21 protein-coding genes are annotated in these 19,685 nt (G+C 68.5%); 11 read left to right on the top strand and 10 right to left on the bottom strand.

Annotated elements, in window-relative coordinates; translation table 11 throughout:
- Positions 1-158: 158 nt before the first annotated feature.
- The 7 genes from P0D62_RS12015 (at position 159) to P0D62_RS11985 (ending at position 7,303) form a co-directional block, all read left to right on the top strand.
- Positions 159-1,664 carry a carbon-nitrogen hydrolase family protein gene (locus P0D62_RS12015; RefSeq protein WP_275702795.1) on the top strand — a complete coding sequence of 502 codons (1,506 nt, stop codon included), beginning with the start codon at positions 159-161 and terminating at the stop codon, positions 1,662-1,664.
- A 93-nt stretch (positions 1,665-1,757) separates the two neighbouring features.
- Positions 1,758-2,132, top strand: a complete 375-nt coding sequence (locus P0D62_RS12010) for a hypothetical protein (RefSeq protein WP_275702794.1) — start codon at positions 1,758-1,760, stop codon at positions 2,130-2,132.
- A 1-nt stretch (position 2,133) separates the two neighbouring features.
- Positions 2,134-3,027 carry a phosphotransferase family protein gene (locus tag P0D62_RS12005; protein ID WP_275702793.1) on the top strand — a complete coding sequence of 298 codons (894 nt, stop codon included), beginning with the start codon at positions 2,134-2,136 and terminating at the stop codon, positions 3,025-3,027.
- Between the two features lie 194 nt (positions 3,028-3,221).
- The gene (gene srmL / locus P0D62_RS12000; protein ID WP_275702792.1) at positions 3,222-4,340 is read left to right on the top strand and encodes a PheS-related mystery ligase SrmL; all 1,119 of its coding nucleotides are present in this window, start codon (positions 3,222-3,224) and stop codon (positions 4,338-4,340) included.
- A 370-nt stretch (positions 4,341-4,710) separates the two neighbouring features.
- Positions 4,711-5,493 (top strand): ABC transporter permease, encoded by a 783-nt coding sequence (locus P0D62_RS11995; protein WP_275702791.1) that lies wholly within the window; start codon positions 4,711-4,713, stop codon positions 5,491-5,493.
- Complete coding sequence (locus tag P0D62_RS11990; RefSeq protein ID WP_275702790.1) at positions 5,486-6,337, top strand: ABC transporter permease; 852 nt, start codon at positions 5,486-5,488, stop codon at positions 6,335-6,337. The genes P0D62_RS11995 and P0D62_RS11990 overlap by 8 nt, the downstream gene beginning before the upstream one ends.
- A gap of 3 nt (positions 6,338-6,340) precedes the next feature.
- Positions 6,341-7,303 carry an ABC transporter ATP-binding protein gene (locus P0D62_RS11985; RefSeq protein WP_275702789.1) on the top strand — a complete coding sequence of 321 codons (963 nt, stop codon included), beginning with the start codon at positions 6,341-6,343 and terminating at the stop codon, positions 7,301-7,303.
- 112 nt (positions 7,304-7,415) lie between these two features.
- Here the strand turns inward: P0D62_RS11985 and P0D62_RS11980 are convergent, their stop codons facing one another.
- The 3 genes from P0D62_RS11980 to P0D62_RS11970 all read right to left on the bottom strand — a co-directional run bounded on the left by P0D62_RS11980 (position 7,416) and on the right by P0D62_RS11970 (position 10,221).
- Complete coding sequence (locus tag P0D62_RS11980) at positions 7,416-8,210, bottom strand: transglutaminase-like domain-containing protein (protein ID WP_275702788.1); 795 nt, start codon at positions 8,208-8,210, stop codon at positions 7,416-7,418.
- Between the two features lie 44 nt (positions 8,211-8,254).
- Entirely contained in the window at positions 8,255-9,487 is a 1,233-nt protein-coding gene (locus P0D62_RS11975) for an MFS transporter (protein ID WP_275702787.1), read from the bottom strand.
- Positions 9,488-9,603: 116 nt separating this feature from the next.
- Positions 9,604-10,221, bottom strand: a complete 618-nt coding sequence (locus tag P0D62_RS11970; protein WP_275702786.1) for a sugar O-acetyltransferase — start codon at positions 10,219-10,221, stop codon at positions 9,604-9,606.
- A 96-nt stretch (positions 10,222-10,317) separates the two neighbouring features.
- On the opposite strand from P0D62_RS11970, the gene P0D62_RS11965 reads away from it, so the two are divergent.
- Together P0D62_RS11965 and P0D62_RS11960 are read left to right on the top strand one after the other, a co-directional pair.
- Positions 10,318-10,896 (top strand): sugar O-acetyltransferase, encoded by a 579-nt coding sequence (locus P0D62_RS11965; RefSeq protein WP_275702785.1) that lies wholly within the window; start codon positions 10,318-10,320, stop codon positions 10,894-10,896.
- 15 nt (positions 10,897-10,911) lie between these two features.
- Positions 10,912-11,760 (top strand): HAD family hydrolase, encoded by an 849-nt coding sequence (locus tag P0D62_RS11960; protein ID WP_275702784.1) that lies wholly within the window; start codon positions 10,912-10,914, stop codon positions 11,758-11,760.
- 14 nt (positions 11,761-11,774) lie between these two features.
- Here the strand turns inward: P0D62_RS11960 and P0D62_RS11955 are convergent, their stop codons facing one another.
- The 3 genes from P0D62_RS11955 to P0D62_RS11945 form a co-directional block, all read right to left on the bottom strand.
- Positions 11,775-12,230: a hypothetical protein gene (locus P0D62_RS11955; protein ID WP_275702783.1), complete on the bottom strand. Its 456-nt coding sequence runs from the start codon at positions 12,228-12,230 to the stop codon at positions 11,775-11,777.
- An 87-nt stretch (positions 12,231-12,317) separates the two neighbouring features.
- Positions 12,318-13,019 (bottom strand): ABC transporter ATP-binding protein, encoded by a 702-nt coding sequence (locus P0D62_RS11950; protein ID WP_275702782.1) that lies wholly within the window; start codon positions 13,017-13,019, stop codon positions 12,318-12,320.
- A complete protein-coding gene (locus P0D62_RS11945; RefSeq protein WP_275702781.1) occupies positions 13,016-14,107 on the bottom strand; it encodes an ABC transporter permease in 1,092 nt (363 codons plus the stop codon). The genes P0D62_RS11950 and P0D62_RS11945 overlap by 4 nt, the downstream gene beginning before the upstream one ends.
- A 149-nt stretch (positions 14,108-14,256) precedes the next feature.
- Between P0D62_RS11945 and P0D62_RS11940 the strand changes: the two genes are divergently transcribed.
- Positions 14,257-15,447: a sensor histidine kinase gene (locus P0D62_RS11940; protein WP_275702780.1), complete on the top strand. Its 1,191-nt coding sequence runs from the start codon at positions 14,257-14,259 to the stop codon at positions 15,445-15,447.
- Positions 15,441-16,064: a response regulator gene (locus tag P0D62_RS11935; RefSeq protein WP_275702804.1), complete on the top strand. Its 624-nt coding sequence runs from the start codon at positions 15,441-15,443 to the stop codon at positions 16,062-16,064. The genes P0D62_RS11940 and P0D62_RS11935 overlap by 7 nt, the downstream gene beginning before the upstream one ends.
- Before the next feature lie 200 nt (positions 16,065-16,264).
- Here the strand turns inward: P0D62_RS11935 and P0D62_RS11930 are convergent, their stop codons facing one another.
- The 4 genes from P0D62_RS11930 to P0D62_RS11915 form a co-directional block, all read right to left on the bottom strand.
- On the bottom strand, positions 16,265-17,296 hold the full coding sequence (locus P0D62_RS11930) for a hypothetical protein (protein ID WP_275702779.1): 1,032 nt from the start codon (positions 17,294-17,296) through the stop codon (positions 16,265-16,267).
- Between the two features lie 168 nt (positions 17,297-17,464).
- Positions 17,465-18,217, bottom strand: a complete 753-nt coding sequence (locus tag P0D62_RS11925) for a class I SAM-dependent methyltransferase (RefSeq protein WP_275702778.1) — start codon at positions 18,215-18,217, stop codon at positions 17,465-17,467.
- 123 nt (positions 18,218-18,340) lie between these two features.
- Positions 18,341-18,955: a class I SAM-dependent methyltransferase gene (locus P0D62_RS11920; protein WP_275702777.1), complete on the bottom strand. Its 615-nt coding sequence runs from the start codon at positions 18,953-18,955 to the stop codon at positions 18,341-18,343.
- A gap of 60 nt (positions 18,956-19,015) precedes the next feature.
- Positions 19,016-19,597 carry an ATP-binding protein gene (locus P0D62_RS11915; RefSeq protein ID WP_275702776.1) on the bottom strand — a complete coding sequence of 194 codons (582 nt, stop codon included), beginning with the start codon at positions 19,595-19,597 and terminating at the stop codon, positions 19,016-19,018.
- Between the last annotated feature and the right edge of the window lie 88 nt (positions 19,598-19,685).

Raw genomic sequence — 19,685 nt, 5'->3', positions numbered from 1 at the left:
CGTCAGCTCCACGTGCTGATGTCTCCGATCGTAGGGCGGTCGGGGTGGCACGGCATTGGCCGAACGGGCGTCCGAACGGACACCCCGGCGGCCGATGTGGGGGACGGTGCCCGGTCCGTAGCGTCGCCGCCATAGTCCTTGATCTAGGGGAGGAAGCCATGACGTTCATCACTCGCACCCTGCTGTTGGCCGGGATCGTCGTCGCGGCGGTGTTCACCGGCGGCCAGTGGAACGTGCCCGTCGCGGCGTGGGTCGGGGCGGTGCTCACTCTGCGGTACTACCGGTCGACGACGCGCCCGGTGATCGACTTCTTTGTGCTCTCCGCGCTGGTCGGGACGGTGGGCGCGTTCGCGTGGCGCGGCGTCATCCCTGAGGTGGTGACCGCCCCGCTGCCGACGGCCGTCATTCCAGTGGGGGCATCGCTGATCGGCATGCTGGTGTTCGTGGTCGACCGGTGGGTCTACCGTCGAGTGGGCGCGACGACACTCGGCTCTCTGGCGTTCCCGTCGGCTTGGACCGCCGTCGATACGTTCACCACCGGAAGCGCCGAGATCGGAACCTTCGGTGCTCAGGCATACACCCAGGTGGGGGCGTCGGCGATCCAGTTGGCGGCTCTCGGTGGCCTCCCGCTGGTGGTATTCGTCGTCGGGTGGGGTGCGAGTCTGCTGGCCCTGTTGTGGGAGCGATGGGACGACGTCCCCCGCTGGGCCTGGGGTGCGGGTGCGCTGGTGGGACTTCTGCTGTTGGGAGGTGTGGTGCGTCCGTTGACCGCGCCCGGGGCGGAACGTGTCGTCGATGTGGCGGGGGTGTCGCTCGCCAATGGGGCGATCGCCGAGGCCACCGCCTTGGATCCGGGATCCGTCGCCTTTGCGACAGCGACCGCCTCGACGCACCACACGCTGGTGGCGGCGGCCGAACGACTGGCCGCCGCCGACGCCGAACTGATCGTCTTCCCGGAGGGCGCCGGCTTTGGCACGACCTCCGATATCGCGGAACTGCGCGCCGAGATGGCCGACGTGGCCCGCGGGCACGACGTATGGATCGTGCTGCCGCTGCTCAGCCTCGACACCCAGCCGGTGGCGAACTGGGTGGAGGTGCTGGACCCGAGCGGTGACGTGGTGCTCAGCCACATCAAGTACGGCGGCAACGCGTTCGAGGGATCGGTGCGTGGCGACGGGCGACTGCAGGTGGTCGAGACGCCGTTCGGACGACTGAGCGTCGTGATCTGCTGGGACGCCGACTTCCCCGACGTGATCCGCCAGGCCGGTGAACTGGGCGTCGACCTGATGGTGATCCCCGCCAACGACTGGTTCGAGGTGCGCCGGATCCACTCCGAGATGAGCGTCGTGCGGGCCATTGAGAACGGCATGGCGGTGTTCCGCCAGACCGGCTCCGGGGTCAGCCTTGCCGCCGATACGTTCGGACGCCAGCTCAGCCGCGTCGACTCCTTCGTCGCTTCCGATCGAGCGCCCGGCGAACAACGGGTGGCGCTGCCCGTCGGCGCGGTCTCGACGCTCTATCCGACGATCGGTGGCGCCTTCGGTCTTGTCGCCGGCGCCGCGACGGTGCTCCTGCTGCTCTGGCTCCTGACCGACCTCATCGGCCGTCGTCGCGTCACCCGGAGGATGGTCAGGGTGGGCGGAGATCGCGGCCTCCCGTCCTGAACATCGTCGACGCGACACCGTGTATCGGCGCTTTCGGCATCGATATGCTGGACCGCAGGGACTGGAACCACGCCCGTTGCGAAGGAGAAGCACGTGAAGCTGCTCGCCACCCTGATTGCGATGTCCGGCGCCGCGTGGGTCGCCGTGCTCGGGGTCGCCTCTGCCTCTCCCTTCGCTCTTCTGGTGGCTGCCTACGTCGCCGTCGCATACGTGCTCGTGCGGCGAACTCCTCGCACCGAGGGATTGTTCTCGCGCCTGGGAACGCTGGCGGCGGTGGGCGCCGTGATCATCGGACTGGTCCTGGTGCTCCCTCTGACAGGGCCGGGCGGTGCCGTTTCGGCTCGGGAGGCTATCGCGGCCATCGTCGCCGTGCTCATCTGGGGTTCGGCGGCGGTCGCGCTGTGGCTTGTCCCCGCTCTGATCGCCTGGTCGTTCATCCGCGATGGTCGTCCTGCAGGCATCCGCTGAGATGAGGCCCGCGCCGGCGGCGCTGGCGTGGGCGGAGAAGCGCGCGTCGTCTGAGATCGTTGATGTGTCCGCCGTCGGTGGTGGGATCACCAACACCAAGTGGCGGGTGCGGCTGCACGACGGCAAGCAGCTGGCACTGCGATGGGCCGATCCGGAGCGCTGGGGCGAGGTGGGTCGTGAGCACGTTCGACGCGAGGCGTCGGCCTGCGGGTTGCTCGCGGACGCCGTCGCGCAGGTGCCGCGTCTCGTCGCCGCAGACCTGACGGGGGAGGCGGCCGACGGTCTGGCCTGCCTGATGGAGTGGCGGGCGGGCGCCACTCGGCTCGACCCGCTGAGCCCGGCCGCCGTGTCCGACCTGGCCCGCACCGCCCTGGCCATCCACAGTCAGAGGTTGCCTGCTGGCGAGCAGCTACCCCGGTTCACCTACCGAGGGCCGTCGCAGCTGGAGGTGCCGGCCTGGTCGCGTCGTCCCGAACTGTGGCGGCGTGCGATCGAGATCCGTAATGCAGGGGAACCGGCCACGCCGCATGGCCTGATCCATCGCGACTTCCACCTAGGCAACCTGCTGTGGCAGGGCGACGAGATCGCGGCAGTGGTGGACTGGGCCGAGACGTCCTGGGGTCCGAGCGACCTAGACGTCGCCCACATGTGCTCTGATTTCGCGATGCTGCACAGCCTCGACGACGCACAGGCATTCAGGCAGGCATATCTCGACGCGGGTGGTGTGCTCGACCCCGATCCCGACGCAGCCCGCTACTGGGCGGTGAGCGACATCCTCGGCTTCCTGCCCGACCCCGCCCACATCATTCCCGGGCTGGCCCACCTCCGCCCCGACGTCACCCCGGATCGGGTGCGCGCAGGCCTCGAGGACCTCCTCGCTCTCACCCTCGCCTGAGTGGGGAGTGGCGGAGCCAGGCTCGCGGCCTGTTACCCTTTGCGACATGCGGTGGCAGCAGCGATTTAGCGACCCCCGGCCGGTTGACGGCCACGGGGTCTTCGACGTGCGCCCATAGCCCGCAGAGTCTCCGTAGGCACGGCCGGGGGAATTTCCACCTTCCTCGCCAGCCCACCACTTCATGGAGACTCATCATGGCTCACACCGACTACCTCACCGCAGACCAGCTTTCTCACGCGCTCTCCCTGCGCGACCTCACCGACCCTGCCCAAGGCCGCCACGCGGTCCAGCTTCTTCTCGACGGCGTCGTCTCGACGCTGCAGGGCACCTGGAGCAGCACTGTCCGATATGTGCGCCACTCGCCCATCGTGGCGGTCCGCGACAACTACGACCGCCTCGGCTACGACCCCGGCGACGTGACCCGCGACCGTCGCTACACCCGCTATCTCAGCCCGACGACGATGCTGCGCAGCCACATGAGCGCGGAGATCCCGACGGCGCTCGAGCACTACACCGGTTGCGCGGACGTGGATGAACTGATCGTCGCGCCCGGGCTCGTCTACCGGCGCGACGTCGTCGATCGCAGCCACGTGGGGGAGCCCCACCAGGTGGATCTCTGGCGGCTTCGCAGCCACCCGGACACGACGGACGACGACATGCTCGCCATGATCGCGCTGCTCGTCGACGCCGTCCTTCCGGGTGCCGAATGGAAGGTCACCGATGTCGAGCACCCCTATACCGTCGGGGGGCGCCAGATCGACGTGCGCCACGACGGCCAGTGGCTGGAACTCGCCGAATGCGGGCGGATCCACCCGGAAGTGCTGCGCGGCTCGGGGCTCGATCCGCAGCGCTGGTCGGGACTGGCGCTGGGCATGGGCCTGGAGCGCGCGCTCATGCTGCGCAAGGCGATCCCCGACATCCGCTACCTGCGGGCACGGGATCCCCGTATCGCCGAACAGATGCTGACTCTGGACCCTTGGCAGCACGTCTCCCCGCTGCCGTCGGCGCGGCGCGACATCTCCGTCGTGGTCGCTGAAGACGAGGATGAGGAGACGCTGGGCGACCGCATCCGCACCGCTTTGGGCAGCGACGCCGAGGTCGTCGAGTCGGTCGAGCTGCGGAGTCGCACGTCGCACGAAGCGCTGCCCGAGGCCGCGCGATCGCGCCTCGGCACCCGCGCGGGCCAGGTGAACCTGCTGCTGCGAATCGTGCTGCGTCCGATCGACCGGACGCTCACCTCGGCAGAGGCCAACGCCATCCGCAACACGATCTACCGTGCGGTCCACGAAGGCCCGGTGATGGAGTTGATCTGACGCGACGTGGGGCTGGGTCCGTTGTTCGGCCAGGGCTGGGTCGCTTCGAGGCGACTTCGTCGCACCTCAACGACCGCGGGGGTCACGCTCCTTGAGGTGTGAGGCCGTTCGCGGCCGAGCCTCGAAAGGGGCGCGCCGTGGGGTTGGGTCTGTTGTTCGGCCACGGGCTGGGTCGCTTCGAGGCTCGCTGGCGCTCGCTCCTCAACGACCGTGGGGGTCACGCTCCTTGAGGTGTGAGGCCGTTCGCGGCCGAGCCTCGAAAGGGGCGCGCCGTGGGGTTGGGTCTGTTGTTTGGCCGCGGGCTGGGTCGCTTCGAGGCTCGCTGACGCTCGCGCCTCAACGACCGTGGTGGAAAGGTAAGCTCTCGCCAGTGCGTGCGTACTGGGAACTGGCTAAGGGTGGCTATCGCCGGTACGCGCGCTACCGTGCGGCGATAGCCGCGGCTCTGATCGCTAACGGGGCGTTCGGGTTCATCCGCGCCTCGCTCCTCATGACGACGATCACCACCGCGGGCACGGCCGTCGGCGGCTACGACCTGAAGCAGGCCTCCACCTACGTCTGGCTCGGGCAAGGTCTGCTCGGGGCGATCCCGCTGTGGGGGATGACGGAGATCGCGGCTCGGGTGAAGTCGGGCGAGATCGCCATGGACTTCCTGCGTCCCGTCACCGCTCTCGGTCAATGGTGGGCGATGGATCTGGGGCGCGCGGCGTCGCAGTTGCTGCCTCGGCTGGTGCCGATGCTGGCCGTCGGCGCCCTGATGACGGGACTGGCCCTGCCTGCGCACCCGCTGCCTTATCTGCTGTTCGCCGTCTCGCTGGTGCTCGCCGTCAGCCTCGGGTTTCTCGCCTGGACGCTGGTGAACCTGCTTGCGATGTGGGTGGTGGAGGTGCGCGGTTACCAGGCGCTGTTCATGATCATCATGAACCTGCTGACCGGCCTGCTCGTGCCGGTCTCGTGGTTCCCCGGCTGGCTGCGGACGCTCGCCGACGCCACCCCGTTCCCGTCGATGTTCCAGACCCCGATCGACGTGATCATGGGTGTCGCGGGCATCCATGCGATGGGCGTTCAGGCCTTGTGGCTGGTGGTGCTGGTGGGCGTCGCCCAGGTGATGCTGCACCGCGGTACGCAGAAGCTGGTGATCCACGGTGGGTGAGCGTCGGGCCGTCCCGGGTCAGGCAGCCGCCGACCTCCGCCCTGTGACCTGGTGGTTCATGGTGCGCACCATGATCGGCGCCCGGATCCGCGCGCAGACCGGCTATCGGTCGAGCTTCGCCGCCGACCTCGCCAGCCAGCTGTTCCTCGCGGCCACCGAGTTCGTCGAGATTTACGTGCTGCTGCACAACGCGCCGGTCTTCGGCGGCATGAACCTGGCGCAGGCGACCGTCGTCTACGGGCTGGCCTGCGTGGCCTTCGGCATCGCCGACATGCTGTTCGGCCAGCTCGACAACATGCACACCTTCATCCGCGAGGGTCGCCTGGAGACGCTGCTCGTGCGCCCTACCTCGCTGCTGCTGCAGCTGGTCACCGCCGACGTGCAGCTGCGTCGATTGGGACGGGCCGGCTTCGGTCTGGCCGCCTATCTGATCGCGCTCGCGGTCTGCGGGGTCGAATGGACGCCGGTCGCCGTCGTGCTGGCCGTGCTGGCGCCGCTGGGCGGCGTGCTCATCTTTGGAGCGCTGTTTCTGGCATCGGGCTCGTTGCACTTCTGGGTCCTCGACGGGCAGCAGGCGGGCAACGCGTTCGTCTACGGTGGCCGCTACGTCAGCTCGGTGCCGGCGAGCGCGCTGATGACTCCGCTGCGCGTCTTCTTCACCTTCGTCGTGCCGGCGACGTTGGTGGCCTACGTGCCGGCGGCGGTGCTGGTCGGGGCTCCGCTGCCCGCGTTCCTGTGGCCGGAGATGGCGTGGCTCGGCATCCCGGTCGGGGTGCTGTTGTGGGCGGTGGTGCTGTTGATCTGGCGCGCGGGAGTTCGTCGTTACTCGGGAGCAGGAGGCTAGACGGTGATCATTGAGACCGAGGATCTGGTCAGGGAGTTCACCGTCTACGACGGCGGCGGACTGCGTCGAACCAAGAGACTTGTGCGCGCCGTCGACGGACTGACGCTGCGCGTCGAGGCGGGAGAGGCCGTCGGATATATCGGCGCCAACGGCTCGGGGAAGTCGACCACGATCAAGATGATCTCCGGCATCCTCACGCCGAGCTCCGGGCGCATCCGCACCTGCGGGCTGAAGCCGGTGCCGGAGCGCAGGACGCTGGCGCGTCGGATCGGGGTGGTGTTCGGTCAGCGCTCGGCGCTGTGGTGGGATCTGCCGCTGGAGGAGTCGTTCCCGATCCTGGCTGCTATGCATCGGATCCCGGCGGCGGCGTGGCGGCGGCGCTTCGACGTGCTGGTCGACGAGCTGGAGCTGGCGTCGTTCCTGGCGCGGCCGGTGCGCACGCTATCGCTCGGTCAGCGGATGCGCGGCGAGGTGGCCGCGGCGCTGCTGCACTCGCCGGACCTGGCCGTGCTCGACGAGCCCACCATCGGCCTCGACATGATCAGCAAAGAGAACCTGCGCCGCTTCCTCACCCGCGAGCGCGCCGAGCGCGGCACGACGCTGCTGCTCACCACCCACGACATGGGCGATGTCCAACGGCTGTGCGACCGCATGGTGGTGATCGATGACGGGCACCTGGCCTTCGACGGCACCGAGGCCGAGCTGGCGGCGGCCACCGACGCCGAGCGCATCCTCATCGTCGACCTAGCCAAGCCCGTCGCCCCCGATGCGCTGCATCTACCTGCCGACGCCCGCGTGGTGGCATCGGAAGGCGACGGTTCGAGGCTCTCGATCGCCTTCGCCCCGCGACGGCTCTCCGCCGCACACGTGCTGGCCGCCGTCCAGTCCCAGGCCGAGGTGATCGAGCTGGCGCTCGCGGAACCGGCCATCGAAGACCTGGTCAGGCGGATCTACGAAGGCCGCTGACGCTTGTGCACGAGCCTCGTGAGGGAGGTGCGAAGGATAACGCTGCGAATATGGCGCGGCGTGTGCAATAGGTACAGGCCGCGCCATATTCGCAGCGTTATTCTCGGCATCGTCAGCGCAGCTGGGTCAGCTGGGTCACATCGTCCTCCGGCAACTGATCGACGGTGGCGGTCACCTCGAGACTGTTCAGCGTCAACGCACCGGTCTGGTTGGTGAGGAAGGCGGTGTCGCTGGCGTCACGACCCGTGGCGATGCGCAGCATGCTGCTGCGGGGCGCGAGCGCGGTAGCGTCCACCACGCACCACCGGTCGCCGATGGCGGCCTCCGCCACGGCGTGGAAGTCCATCGGTTCGAGTCCCGGTGCGTAGACCGACACCACCCGGGCCGGCACCTCGCACGCGCGCAACAAGGCGACCACCAGGTGAGCGAAGTCGCGGCAGACACCCTGGCGGCTGAGCAGCGTCTGGATCGCGCCGTCGGTGGGCTGGCTCGATCCGCTGACGTAGGACAGGTGCGTTCCCACCCACGAACTCACGGCGTCGAGAAGCTTCGCGCCCTCGATGCCGTTGAACTCAGCAGCGGCGGTGGGAGCCAACGTGTCCGACTCGCAGTAGCGGCTGGGACGCAGGTATCGGATGCGCTCGGCGTCCTCGACGATTCGAGGAGGGGCGAGTTGATCCACGACGGCGCGGTAGGTCACCTCCAACTCGCCGGCAGTGGCGTCAACGAGGTGGAGCCGTGTGCCGTGAGCGTCGACGATCTCCCTTGCAGGGATGGAGGCGCCGTCGAGCGTGACGGCGAGCTGTTCCTCGGCCAGCGGGGTGCCATCGGAGACGGCGATGCTCAGCACCAGTTCGGACCGCGCCGCGACGGTGGCGGCGATATAGGACGAGACCTCACGCTTCATCGCCCCATGGTCGCACCGTGCTGTTAAGACCGAGTTAAGGGCGGCTAACGTCTTCCATGGTGGGGGAGATAGCGCGGACCCCAGCGCAACAGGCCGGCCGCGCCGAGCAATCCAAGAGCGCCCACCAGACCGGTGGCCAGAGGGAGCGACCCGGCCGCCGCGACGATGCTGACCATCACCGGGGCGAGCGCCGAACCGGCGTCGGTGAACAGCCGCCATGCACCCAGGAACGCGGCCTGCCCGCCGGGTGGCGCGAGGTCGGCGCCCACCGTCATGAGGATGCCGCTGGAGAGCCCGTTCGCCAGCCCGAGCAGGCCGGCGAGCGCGATGAACCAGGTGTCCGCGGTGGACCAGTCGTGTGTGAGCGAGAGGATCAGGAAACCCGTTCCCATCAGCACCATGGCGGGCAGGGCTGCCCAGAGCCGGCCGTAGCGGTCCATTACCTGGCCGCTGGCATAGAACAGGGCGAAATCGAGCGCGCCTGAGAGCCCGACGACCAGTGCGATCGTCGAGGCGTCCATCCCGATCGAGACGCCCCAGAGCGGCAGCACCACCTGGCGGGCGGCACGCACCGCGGCGAGCAGCATGCAGGCGACGCCCAGCCGCGACAGCACGTGACGCGACTGCCACAGCGACGCGAAGACGCCCATCTGGGGTTGCCGGCCGGCCGGCTTCGCCGGAACCCCCTCCGCGGCGCGAGCCTGCTCCTCCGGGTCGGGACCGATCCACACCAGCGCCACCAGCGCGACCATCAATGCGGCGAAGAACCACAGCGACGAGTTGACGGTGTGAAACAGCGCCAGCAGACCTGCGGCGACGAAGGGTCCGGTGAACAGGCCGAACCTCGTCGAGCCGCCCAGCAGCGACAGCGCCCGGGCACGGAACGCGAGGGGCACTCGGATCGCCATGAAGGCGTGCCGGGCCAGGGCGAAGGCTGCGGCGGCCATGCCGATCACGAAGACGGCGGCGGTGAGCCAGACCAGTCCGGGCAGCACCGCGCAGACCACCGCACCGAGCAGAGCGATCACGCCGGCGATGACCATCGTGTAGCGCTCGCCGATTCTGCTGACCAGCCAGCCCGCCGGGACGTTTCCGCACAGGGAGCCGACGATGAGCGCCGACGCGATGAGGGCCGCCATGGGAATGTCGGCGCCGCGCTGGGTGGCGATGACGGGGATGAGGGGGACCATCGCGCCCTCGCCGACCGAGAACACCAGCGACGGCAGGTAGACCATCGGTCCGTATCGCCGGAGGAGGCCGCCCATGCTCGTTGTCACTGGCCCTACTTTACGAGCGTCGCGTAAATATAGCTGGCTGGGTTGGTCGCACTGTGCAATACGTACAGAGCGACCAACCCAGCCAGTTATCGTGCGGCCACTGAGCCGGCGCGGTCTCAGAACTCGTCGACGGTGATGTCGATCTCGCGGTCGCGCCAGTAGAACTTCCGGTCGTGCTCGCCGATCTCGCGCACCACGCGACACGGCGCGCCGAAGGCGACGACGTCGGCCGGGACATCCCTGGTGACGACGCTGCCGGCGCCGATCACCGTGTTGTCGCCGATGGTGACGCCCGGCATGATCAGGGCGCCGGCACCGATCCACACGTTGTTGCCGATCCGCACGGGAAGATTGAACTGCGCCGCGCGCTCCCGCAGCTCCGGCAGGATCGGGTGCCCTGCGGTGCTGATCGTGACGTTGGGCCCGAACATCACCTTGTCGCCCACGTGGATTTCACCGTCGTCGACGAGCGTCAGGTTGAAGTTGGCGTACACCCCGTCACCGAAGTAGACGTTGCGGCCGCCCCAGTTGGCGCGCAGCGGCGGCTCGATGTAGCAGTCTTCCCCGATGCTGCCGAACATCTGGGTGAGCAACTCGGAGCGGCGCGCGCCCTCGGAGGGGCGCGTCGCGTTGAAGTCGTAGAGCAGCTCGAGGGCCTCGGTCTGGCGATCGGCGAGCGACGACACCGTCGGGTTGTAGATCAGGCCGGCCTGCATGCGTTGTTCGTTGTCCACGGCATCCATCCTCGCACGCACCCTCGCCCCGGATTGTCGCGGGCTCGGCCCTGCCAAAAATATGTACGAGCATACGCAGTTTGTTAGGATCGAGACGTGACGGACTACTTCGCGGGAGACCCGCGTACCAATCGAGAGCGCATGCTCGCCGGAGACCTCTATATCGCCGACGATCCCGAGAGCGGACGCCTGGCGCGCCGCGCGATGGAACTGGCCGACGCCTACTACCGTGCCGAGGTGGCCGCGGACCCCCACGCGCGCGAGTTCCTGGCCGACCTGATCGGCGAGCTCGGCGACGAGGCCTATGTGAAGCCGCCGCTGTTCGTCGATTACGGCGAGAACATCACGATCGGCGCACGCACCTTCATCAACTACAACCTGACCGCCCTCGACGTGGCGAAGATCACGATCGGCGAGGACTGCCAGATCGGCCCCAACGTGCAGCTGCTGACGCCGACGCACCCCATCGATCCCCAGCCCCGCCGCGACAAGCTTGAGGCCGCGCAGCCGATCACCCTGGGCGAGAACGTCTGGCTCGGAGGCGGCGTGATCGTGTGTCCCGGCGTCACGATCGGCGACAACAGCGTGATCGGAGCCGGCTCCGTGGTGACCAAGGACATCCCGGCCAACGTCGTCGCGGTGGGCAATCCTGCCCGCGTCATCCGCGAGATCTGAGACAGGAGACCCGCCATGCCCAAGCTCGTCTTTCTCGACGTCGACGGCACCCTCGTCGACTACGCCAACCGTCTGCCGGCTTCGGCCGTCGACGCGATCCGGCGCGCCCGCGCGGTCGGGCACCTAGTCTACCTGACCACCGGGCGCAGCAGGGCCGAGATGTACGAGGAGCTGTGGGACATCGGCATCGACGGCATGATCGGCGGTAATGGGTCGTATGTGGAGCATCGCGGCGAGGTGGTGATGCACCAGAGCCTCACCTTGGACGAGTGCCGCGCGATCGTCGACTGGCTCGACGCGAGAGGGCTGGCTTTCTACCTCGAGGCCAACTCCGGCCTGTACGGCAGCGCCGACTTCCGGGCTGCGGCGCTGCCGGTCCTCCGGGCTTATGTCGCGGGCAAGGGGGCGACCAACAGTGAGACGGTCGTCGTCGACGACGTGTTCCCCGAGATGATCTACGGCGCCGAGCTCTACCGCGACGACGTCAACAAGATCAGCTTCGTCCTCGGCGGCTTTCAGGACCATCTCGACTCCAAGGAAGCCTTCCCGCAGATGAAGGCAGGCACCTGGGGTGGGCGGGGTTCGCATGCGCTCTTCGGTGACCTCGGCGTCGCGAACATCGACAAGGCCCATGCCATCGAGGTGCTGCTGGAGTACCTGGGTGCCGACCGGGCCGACACCGTCGCGATGGGCGATGCCGCCGTCGACATCCCGATGCTCGAGTACTGCGCGGTGGGAGTGGCGATGGGCAATTCCTCCGACGACGTGCTCGCGATCGCCGACCACATCACGACCGACGTAGAGGCCGACGGCCTCTACAACGCTTTCGCGCACTTGGGTCTGCTCGAGGCTGCAATCGGCTAGCGGCTGCAATCGAGTCAGGACTCGTCGACCGCCTTCACGACGGTCTCGTCGAGGTCGCCGCGAATGGCGTTCCAGACGATGTCGAAGGCCGTGGAGTCGTCGTCCTCGATCTGGACGGTGGAGTCGTCGGTGGTCACCCTCACCGCGTCCTTCAAGACGCGCGCGCCGGTCCACTGCATGCCTGGGCCGTCCGGCGTGACGACGAGGCCGCGGAACCCGAGCGGATCGTCGAGTGCCTCGACTTCTGGGGCACCATCCTGATGCTCGACGATGAAGGCGTCGAGTTGCTCGAGGGCTTCGGTGCCGAGGGTCGCGACGGGGTTCTCCTGCCCCGAATAAACGTCCACCTCGACGGTGGCCTGGCTCTTCGACGGAGCATCTGACGGCGAACATGCCCCCAGCGTGGCCAGCCCCAGGCACGCCGTCGCCAGGAGTGCGATTGTCCTCGACGCGCTGCGCAAGTTCGACATGGTGTGCTCCTTCGCTCGATCACCATGGATGCGTCCATCTTCCCTGATCGGGCCGAGGTGCGCCCGATTGGCGAGGAATCGTGGCGGCTACGCGGCGAGCGTCGTCGAGATCTTTCCGTCGACGATGGTGACCAGCTCATCGAGTGTGTCGCGGTGCACCAGGTCGTGGGTCACGAGCAACGTGGCGGTGCCCCGCTCGTGGGTGAGCCTGGCGATGAGTCGCATGATCTCCGCGCCGCGTTCTTGATCGAGGGCGCTGGTGGGTTCGTCGACGAGCAGCACGTCGGGCTCGTGGACCAAAGCCCGCGCGATGGCCGTGCGCTGGCGCTGCCCGCCCGAGAGCTGATGCGGGCGCTTGTCGGCGTGTTCGGTGAGGCCGACGGCGTCGAGCAGATCGTCGACGCGTCCATCGATCCTCGTGCGTCTCGCCCCTCGCGCGCCGTCACCGAGCCGGCCCATCATCAGCAGTTGTTCGCGGGCAGTGAGCGCCGGCAGCAGGTTGGACTGCTGGAACACGATGCCGATGCGTTCGCGACGCAGCGCTGTGGCCTCGCCCTTCGAGAGCTGTGCCGCGTCGATGGTGGTGATGCCGTCGCCGATCAGGACGCCGCCGGAGTCGGGGCGGATCAGCGTCGCGGCGACCGCGAGGATGCTCGACTTGCCCGACCCGGACGGCCCGGTGATGCCGGTGACGACGCCGGGGCGGCCGCGCAGGGTGACGTCGTCGACAGCGGTGATGCGACGGTCGCCATCGGGGAAGGTGAGGGTGATGTTGTGCAGTTCGATCATCGGTTGCTCCCGAGTGCGGTGAGGGGGTCGGCTTTGGTGACGGAGCGCAGCGCGAAGGCCGCGCCGGCCAGGCCCAGCGCGGCCATGATGACCGCGGGGGCGACGGTGGTGAGCGGGCTGATCACAAAGGGCAGGGCGCGCCCGGCGAGGGTGCCCAGGCCGACGACGGCGAGGATGCCGACGCCGATGCCGGCGGTCAGCACGACGAGGGCCTGCCCGAGGGAGTCGCGCAGGAGGGAGCCCGTCGTGGCGCCGAGCGCCTTGAGCACGGCGATGTCGCCGGCACGTTGCATGATCCACACAGTGAAGAACGCGCCCACCACCAGGGCGGAGATGCCGAAGAGCATCGCGATCATCAGTGCGAGCGAGCCGATCTCCGACTTGAAGGTCTCCAGCGCCATGAGGGCGGTGAGCGGCGTCTTTGCGACCGTGCCGCTCGCGGCTGCCCCCGCGTCCCAGTCGGCGTCGCCGGTTACCGCCAGCACGGTGGCCTCGCCACTGCCACCGACGCGACGGCTGGCCTCCGCCCAATCGGCCGGCGTCATGACCACTGCGGGGGTGTGGCTGTACCAGAGGTCGTCGCCGATGCCGGTGACGGTGAACTCGTTGCCCGTGATCGAGACGGTGTCGCCCAGCTGCGCGCTCAGGTCTTCGGCGGCGCCGGCGGACAGCCCGATCTCGCCGTCGGACATAGGCGCCAGTGCGAGGAGCGGAGTGTCGCTGGCCTGGGCCGCATCGGGCGCTAGGCCGAAGAGCGCCACGCCGGCGCGGTCCTCGGTGCCGCTGACCGACGCCCGCGACTGCACGATCCCGATGGGGGTCACCGACGCGACGCCGTCGGCCTGCTGCCACGCGAGAACGGCGTCGTCGTCGAGAGTCGAGGTGGCGAAGCTCGGCGATCCGTTCTCCGGTTGCTGCAGCACCAAGCGGTCGCCGGGCAGGTGCAGCACCGCCGAGATGTTCTGTGCGGCGAGCCCTCCGGTCAGTCCCGACAAGAACCCGACGAGCAGGGTGATGAGGGCGACGACTGCCCCGATGAGCAGGAAGCGCCCGCGGGCGAACCGCAGCTCTCTCCAAGCGACGAACACGATGAACCTTTCCCGCTCACGCCTTCTGCGCGAGCTGCCTTTCTAGCCTCGCCGCCAGCGCCACCGGGGACATCGCCCGATCCGACGCAATCCCCGTCAAACTTTCGGTTGATGCGGGTCGGTCCCCACGCACATAGGCTGGAGCGGTCATGCCGCATTCGACCCTTGCCCCCGTCTTCACCGGGCTTCGCCTCGGGCTGCACACGCTGCTCATCGGCCTCGCCACCTTCGCGGTGGTGCGGGCCTTCAGCGTGTCCTCGCCGGTCGCCGGCTGGGTGGCGACGGTGGCCGTGATGTTCGTCGGGGTGTACCTGGTCGGCACGTGGAAAGCGCGTCGGGACGGCGGGGCGCGGCGTGGCTTCGGGGTGGCTTGGGTGGGTGCGCTCACCGTGCTGTGGGCCCTGCTCGTGTGGTTGAGCCCCGAGGCGGCCTACCTCGTCTTCCCGCTCTTCTTCCTCTACCTGCACCTGCTGCCGGGCGCCGGAGGTGTGACGGCAGTCGTGGTCTCGACGGGCGTCGCGATCCTCGCGCTCGGCCTGCATCAGGGCTTCAGCACGGGCGGCGTCGTCGGCCCGCTCGTCGGGGCCGGCGTCTCGCTGCTGATCGGCCTGGCCTATCGCGCGCTCACCCAGGAGGCCGCGGAGCGCGAGCGGCTGCTCGTCGAACTGGTCCGCACGCGTCAGCAGCTCGCATCGACGGAGCGCGAGCAGGGCGCGCTGGAGGAAAGGGCCCGGCTCGCCCGCGAGATCCACGACACCGTGGCGCAAGGGCTCTCCAGCATCCAGATGCTGCTGCACGCAGCTGAGCGCGACACCCCTGAGCCCGGCGCCGGGTATCTCCGGCTGGCCCGCGAAACCGCTGCCGACAGCCTCGCCGAGACCCGTCAGATCATCCGGGAGCTCACCCCGAGCCGTCTGGACGACGGGCTGGCCGCGGCGCTTCGCCGGCTGGGCGAGGATCAGTCGCGGCGAGCGGGAGTGCCCGTCGAGGTGACAGCTGCGGGGATGGAGTTGCCGATGGAAGTCCAGACCGCCCTGCTGCGCATCGCGCAAGGGGCGCTGTCCAACGCGGTGCGGCACGCGGATGCCACGCAGATCTCGATCGACCTCGCCCCGGACGGGAGCGACGGCGTCCGGCTGACGGTGCGCGACGACGGCCTCGGCTTCGATGCCCCGCGCGCGGAGGCGAAGGCCCATGAGAAGGGCTCGATCGGGCTGCAGGCGATGCGCGAACGTGTCGGTCAACTGGGCGGCAGTCTTCAGATCGAGTCGGCCCCTGGCTGCGGCACGACGGTTTCGGCGACTCTGCCTATCGCGTCTTCCGCAGGGAGGGCATCATGATCCGAATCGTGCTCGCCGACGACCATCCCGTGGTGCGCGCCGGGTTGTGCGCCATGCTGGCCGGTGACGAGGATCTCGAGGTTGTCGGCCAGGCCGCAACCCCCGACGAGGCCGTCGCGCTCGCCTCCGAGCTGCGGCCTGATGTGGTGCTGATGGACCTCCAGTTCGGTGCCGATCAGACTGGCGCCGACGCCACCCGTCGCATCCGTGCCCTCGCCGACCCGCCGGCCGTGCTGGTGCTCACCAACTACGACACCGACGGCGACATCCTCGGGGCCGTGGAGGCAGGCGCCAGCGGGTACCTGTTGAAGGATGCCCCGCCTTCCGAGCTCACGGTGGCGATTCGGGCCGCCGCTGCCGGCGAGAGCGCGCTGGCCCCGGCGATCGCCGGGCGCCTGTTCGCGCGGATGCGCTCGCCGCAGCTCAGCCTCAGTGCGCGCGAGACCGAGGTGCTGCAGCTCGTCGCGGAGGGGGCGTCGAACGGTGCGATCGCCCGTCGGCTGCACATCAGCGACGCGACCGTGAAGTCGCATCTGGTGCACATCTATTCCAAACTCGGCGTCTCCTCGCGCACCGCGGCGGTCGCCGCAGCCCGGGACTCGGGCGTCCTCCGCTGAACGTGGACCGGGTTTCTTGAGCGTCCTGCAGATGCTCATCGGGAGGGAGCAGATTTATAGCTGGCTGGGTTGGTCGCAGTGTGCCATACGTACAGTGCGACCAACCCAGCCAGCTATAAATCCGAGCGGATGTCCGCAGAAGGCCCGCCGCACGGCCTGGGTGCCGCTCACCACGAACCTGTGTGCACCCGGATGGTGAATCAGCTGCCGTATTTCAGGGTCAGCGCGTCGAGTTCCTTGCGGTGTTCCTCGACGAAGCGCTGCTCGAAGGCGTGGGTGAGGTCGAGAAGGCGCTGGTCGTAGTCGATCTGCTGCGCGCAGGTTGCGTCAGTGACCGCGGCGGCGATCTCACGTTGGTGGAACGCGTCGATCTCGGGTGACGGTTCCGGCGGACCGTCGCCGTCGAGGCTGCCCGGCTTCTCGTCCCAGAGGGCGAGCGCGGCGCCCGGCCGGTCCGGGAACTGGTAGCCGGCCTTCTCCATGCAGTCGGACCAGTCCCGTTGCAGGGCGGCGTAGGCATCGTCGTTGTCCATGTTCGGTTCGTTGTCCCAGAGCGCGGACACGAGGTCGGCGAAGTCGGGGTCATCCTCGGGGTAGGTCACCTCGCCATAGACCTCGTGGACTGCCTTGCCCTCGCATCCGGCTTTGGTCCAGTCCCAGGTGAAGATCCCGTCGGCGTCCGGGGTCATGCCGTTGTCGCGCCCGTGAAGAGCGATGTAGTGCGCTTCGATGTCCGACTCGCTGAGCGAATCCCAATATGCGGCCTCATCAGGTGGAACTTCGCCCTTCTCCGGGTCTGGCCCCAACGGTTGGGAGAGCGACTCCACGATCCCGAAGCCGTAGCGCTCCGCATACTCCAGCGTGCCCGGGACCAAACCGCCTGCCCACGATGCCGGCTCATCTGGAACGTGTCGTCCGGGGGTCTGGAAGTCCTCCAGTGTCGTGGGGGCGGGGAAGTATTCGAAACCTTGCTCCTTCATGCAGCCCCGGATGAACTCCTGGAACCTCTGATGGTCAGCGTAGGCCTTCTCCGCGTCGTATCCCTGCGTCTGATCGGCGATCACGCGATAGGGGTCGAGGGGAAGCGGGTCAGTCGCGGTATGCGGCACCTTGTCGTCGACAGGATCCTGGGTGGTCGAGTTCGCGCATCCGGTCAGGCTGGTCGCGGCGAGCGCGGCGCCGAGCCCGGCGAGGAGGAGCTTAGAACACCGACGGTCCGGGGAGCTGAACATGGAGATCCTTTCGTCTCCACGGAGCATCCCCGGTGCGGCGCATCGCCGGCATCCGCCCCAGGGCTAAACCCGGGCACAAATCTGCCTATCCGCGAAGGCCTCCCGTATAGGGAGGCCTTCGCGGATAGGCAGATTTGTGCTCGCCAACGAGGTCAGCCGCCGTGCGTTTCATGAGGTCAGCCGATACACCGACACGTGGCTGGGGGAGTCTGCGGTGAAGTCGCTTCGACGCCAGTCGGCCCAGCGTGACTCCAGCTCGAAGCCAGCGAGCCGGGCCATCAGATCAAGTTCGCTGGGCCAGATGTAGCGATGGGGCGTGCGGGAGACCCGCGCCTCGCGACCGTCGTCCAGGCCCGCGCCGAATCGCACGTGATGCGAGATCACCTGCTGGCGCAGCGTGTCGTAGGTGTCGACGAGCAGGTAGCCGGGCTCGCTCACCTCGACCGTGCCGCCGTGGCCCGGAGCCAGGGCGCGAAGCTGCGGCACCCAGAGCTCGATCACGAAGCAGCCTCCGGGCGCGAGGTGGCGCGCGGCGTTGCGGAAGCATTCCACCTGCTCCTCCTGGGAGAGGAGGTTGGCGATGGTGTTGCACACCAGGAACGTCAGGCTGAATCCGGTGCCGGCGCTCGCCGTCGCCATGTCGCCTTGCACGACGGGGATCCGTTCTTCGCTCGCCTTCTCGCGAAGCCGGCTGATCATCGCGTGCGACAACTCGATCCCGGCGACCGCCACCCCTGCGTCGGACAGCGGAATCGCGACGCGGCCGGTCCCGATGGCGAACTCCACGGCACGGCCGCCGTCGGCCAATTCGGAAAGCGTCTGCACGCAGGGCTCCAGCACGTCGTCGGCGAACCACCCCACGCCCGGGGTGTCGTAGGTCTGTGCGACCTCGTCGTCCCAGAGGAGTTGTTGATCGGTCATGGGGTGGTCCTCACTTCCAACGTGTCGAGGAGCGAATACGCCGTCGCTGTCGTGGGAATGACGGGCTGCAGCACCGTGTCGCCGTCGATCTGTGCGATCCGTTGTGTTCGTGTGGTCGCAACGCTACTCGTCGCCGGGTCTGCGGACGGCGAGGAGCGCGCCGTGGGTGCGGTCGGGACGGACGGTGCGCGACTCGGTATGCGTGATGGCGAAGCCTGCGGCTGTCACCTCGGCGGCAAGGAGGTCGATGGGCCAGTAGTAGGCGGTGGTCACGGCGTGGTCGAAGGGGCTTCGCTCGTCGCCGGTGAAGAACCCGAGTGCCAGGCCGCCGCCGGGGCGGATGCAGCGGGCGAACTCTGCGAGCGCGTCGCCCATCCGCTCTGGCGCGATGTGGATGAGGGAGTACCAGGCGAGCACCCCACCCAGCGCGCCGTCGGCCGCGCCCAGGTTCTCGGCTCGGCCGACTCGGTACCGCTCGTCGGGGTAGGTCGCCGTCGCGTGCGCGATGAATTCGGGCACCGGGTCGACGCCCTCGACGTCGATGCCCAGACCCGCGAGGTGGTGCGTCCATTGGCCGGGGCCGCACCCCACGTCGAGCACCGGTCCTTCGATGCCGAGCGCCCACCGCGTCACCAGAGCCAGGTCGGCGTCTGTGACGTGGCTGATCCCGCCGACCACCGCCACGTACTCCTCGACCCTCGCCGCATAGGCGCTGCGGACTGACTCAAATGTTGCCATGCGACCCCGTCGTCGCTCTGGCACGGAGGGTATCGCTGCGCCGGCGTCGCTGTGCTGGACTCACGCGGCTCCTCCGTCTGGGCGTACGGTGTTCAGCCAGTCGACGATGCGGGTTGCCGTCTCGTCGGGGGCCAGGTGGGTGTTGTCGAGGACGAGATGCGGGTGCGCGGCGAGTACCTCGTCGGCGATGCTGGGCTGCTCCGTCGTCATGCGGTACTGCTCCATGGAGCGCACGTTGCCGTCCGACCAGTCCAGATCGCGTTTGGAGCGCTTGTCAGCCAACCGAGCCGGCGTGTGATTGCGATCCAGCCGTGTGTCCAGCCCTGCCCGCAGTTCGACGAACGCCACGTCGCCGTCGAAGATGTCGACGTAGGCCCTTGTCAGAGCGAGGTCTTCTTCGAGGTCCAAGCCCCAGACGCAGGTGAAGATCAGGTCGATCCCGCTTGAGGCCGCCTCTTCCAGTACCTGGCGACGAAAGGCGTCGTTGAGCCGGTTGAACTGCGGAGAGCCGTGACCGAAGGTCTCCGCGAGCGGCTCAATCGTCATGTGGTTGTGGAAGAGGCGGAAGCTCGTCCGTGCGCACACCGCGCGCCCCACCGTCATCTTGCCGACGGCGGGCGGGCCAAAGAGCATGAGCAGCATGACGCCCACCCTAGAAGATCCAGTTGGTAGGCGGTACTTGCTCCTCAGCGTCTCTCGCAGCCCACCGGGAAAACCGGCTTCCTCCGCT

Origin of the sequence: Tessaracoccus caeni, assembly GCF_029211185.1 — a bacterium.
GTDB classification, from domain to species: Bacteria; Actinomycetota; Actinomycetes; order Propionibacteriales; family Propionibacteriaceae; genus Arachnia; species Arachnia caeni.
Note: the sequence above shows the minus strand (reverse complement) of the source record. Positions and strands in the feature narration are given on the sequence as shown.

Coding starts and splice junctions, on each gene's coding strand:
- P0D62_RS12005 (WP_275702793.1), top strand. CDS start 2,134: ATGAGGCCCGCGCCGGCGGCGCTGGCGTGGGCGGAGAAGCGCGCGTCG.
- P0D62_RS11955 (WP_275702783.1), bottom strand. CDS start 12,230: ATGTCGAACTTGCGCAGCGCGTCGAGGACAATCGCACTCCTGGCGACG.
- P0D62_RS11960 (WP_275702784.1), top strand. CDS start 10,912: ATGCCCAAGCTCGTCTTTCTCGACGTCGACGGCACCCTCGTCGACTAC.
- P0D62_RS11950 (WP_275702782.1), bottom strand. CDS start 13,019: ATGATCGAACTGCACAACATCACCCTCACCTTCCCCGATGGCGACCGT.
- P0D62_RS11925 (WP_275702778.1), bottom strand. CDS start 18,217: ATGACCGATCAACAACTCCTCTGGGACGACGAGGTCGCACAGACCTAC.
- P0D62_RS11980 (WP_275702788.1), bottom strand. CDS start 8,210: ATGAAGCGTGAGGTCTCGTCCTATATCGCCGCCACCGTCGCGGCGCGG.
- srmL (WP_275702792.1), top strand. CDS start 3,222: ATGGCTCACACCGACTACCTCACCGCAGACCAGCTTTCTCACGCGCTC.
- P0D62_RS11915 (WP_275702776.1), bottom strand. CDS start 19,597: ATGCTGCTCATGCTCTTTGGCCCGCCCGCCGTCGGCAAGATGACGGTG.
- P0D62_RS11920 (WP_275702777.1), bottom strand. CDS start 18,955: ATGGCAACATTTGAGTCAGTCCGCAGCGCCTATGCGGCGAGGGTCGAG.
- P0D62_RS11930 (WP_275702779.1), bottom strand. CDS start 17,296: ATGTTCAGCTCCCCGGACCGTCGGTGTTCTAAGCTCCTCCTCGCCGGG.
- P0D62_RS11940 (WP_275702780.1), top strand. CDS start 14,257: ATGCCGCATTCGACCCTTGCCCCCGTCTTCACCGGGCTTCGCCTCGGG.
- P0D62_RS12015 (WP_275702795.1), top strand. CDS start 159: ATGACGTTCATCACTCGCACCCTGCTGTTGGCCGGGATCGTCGTCGCG.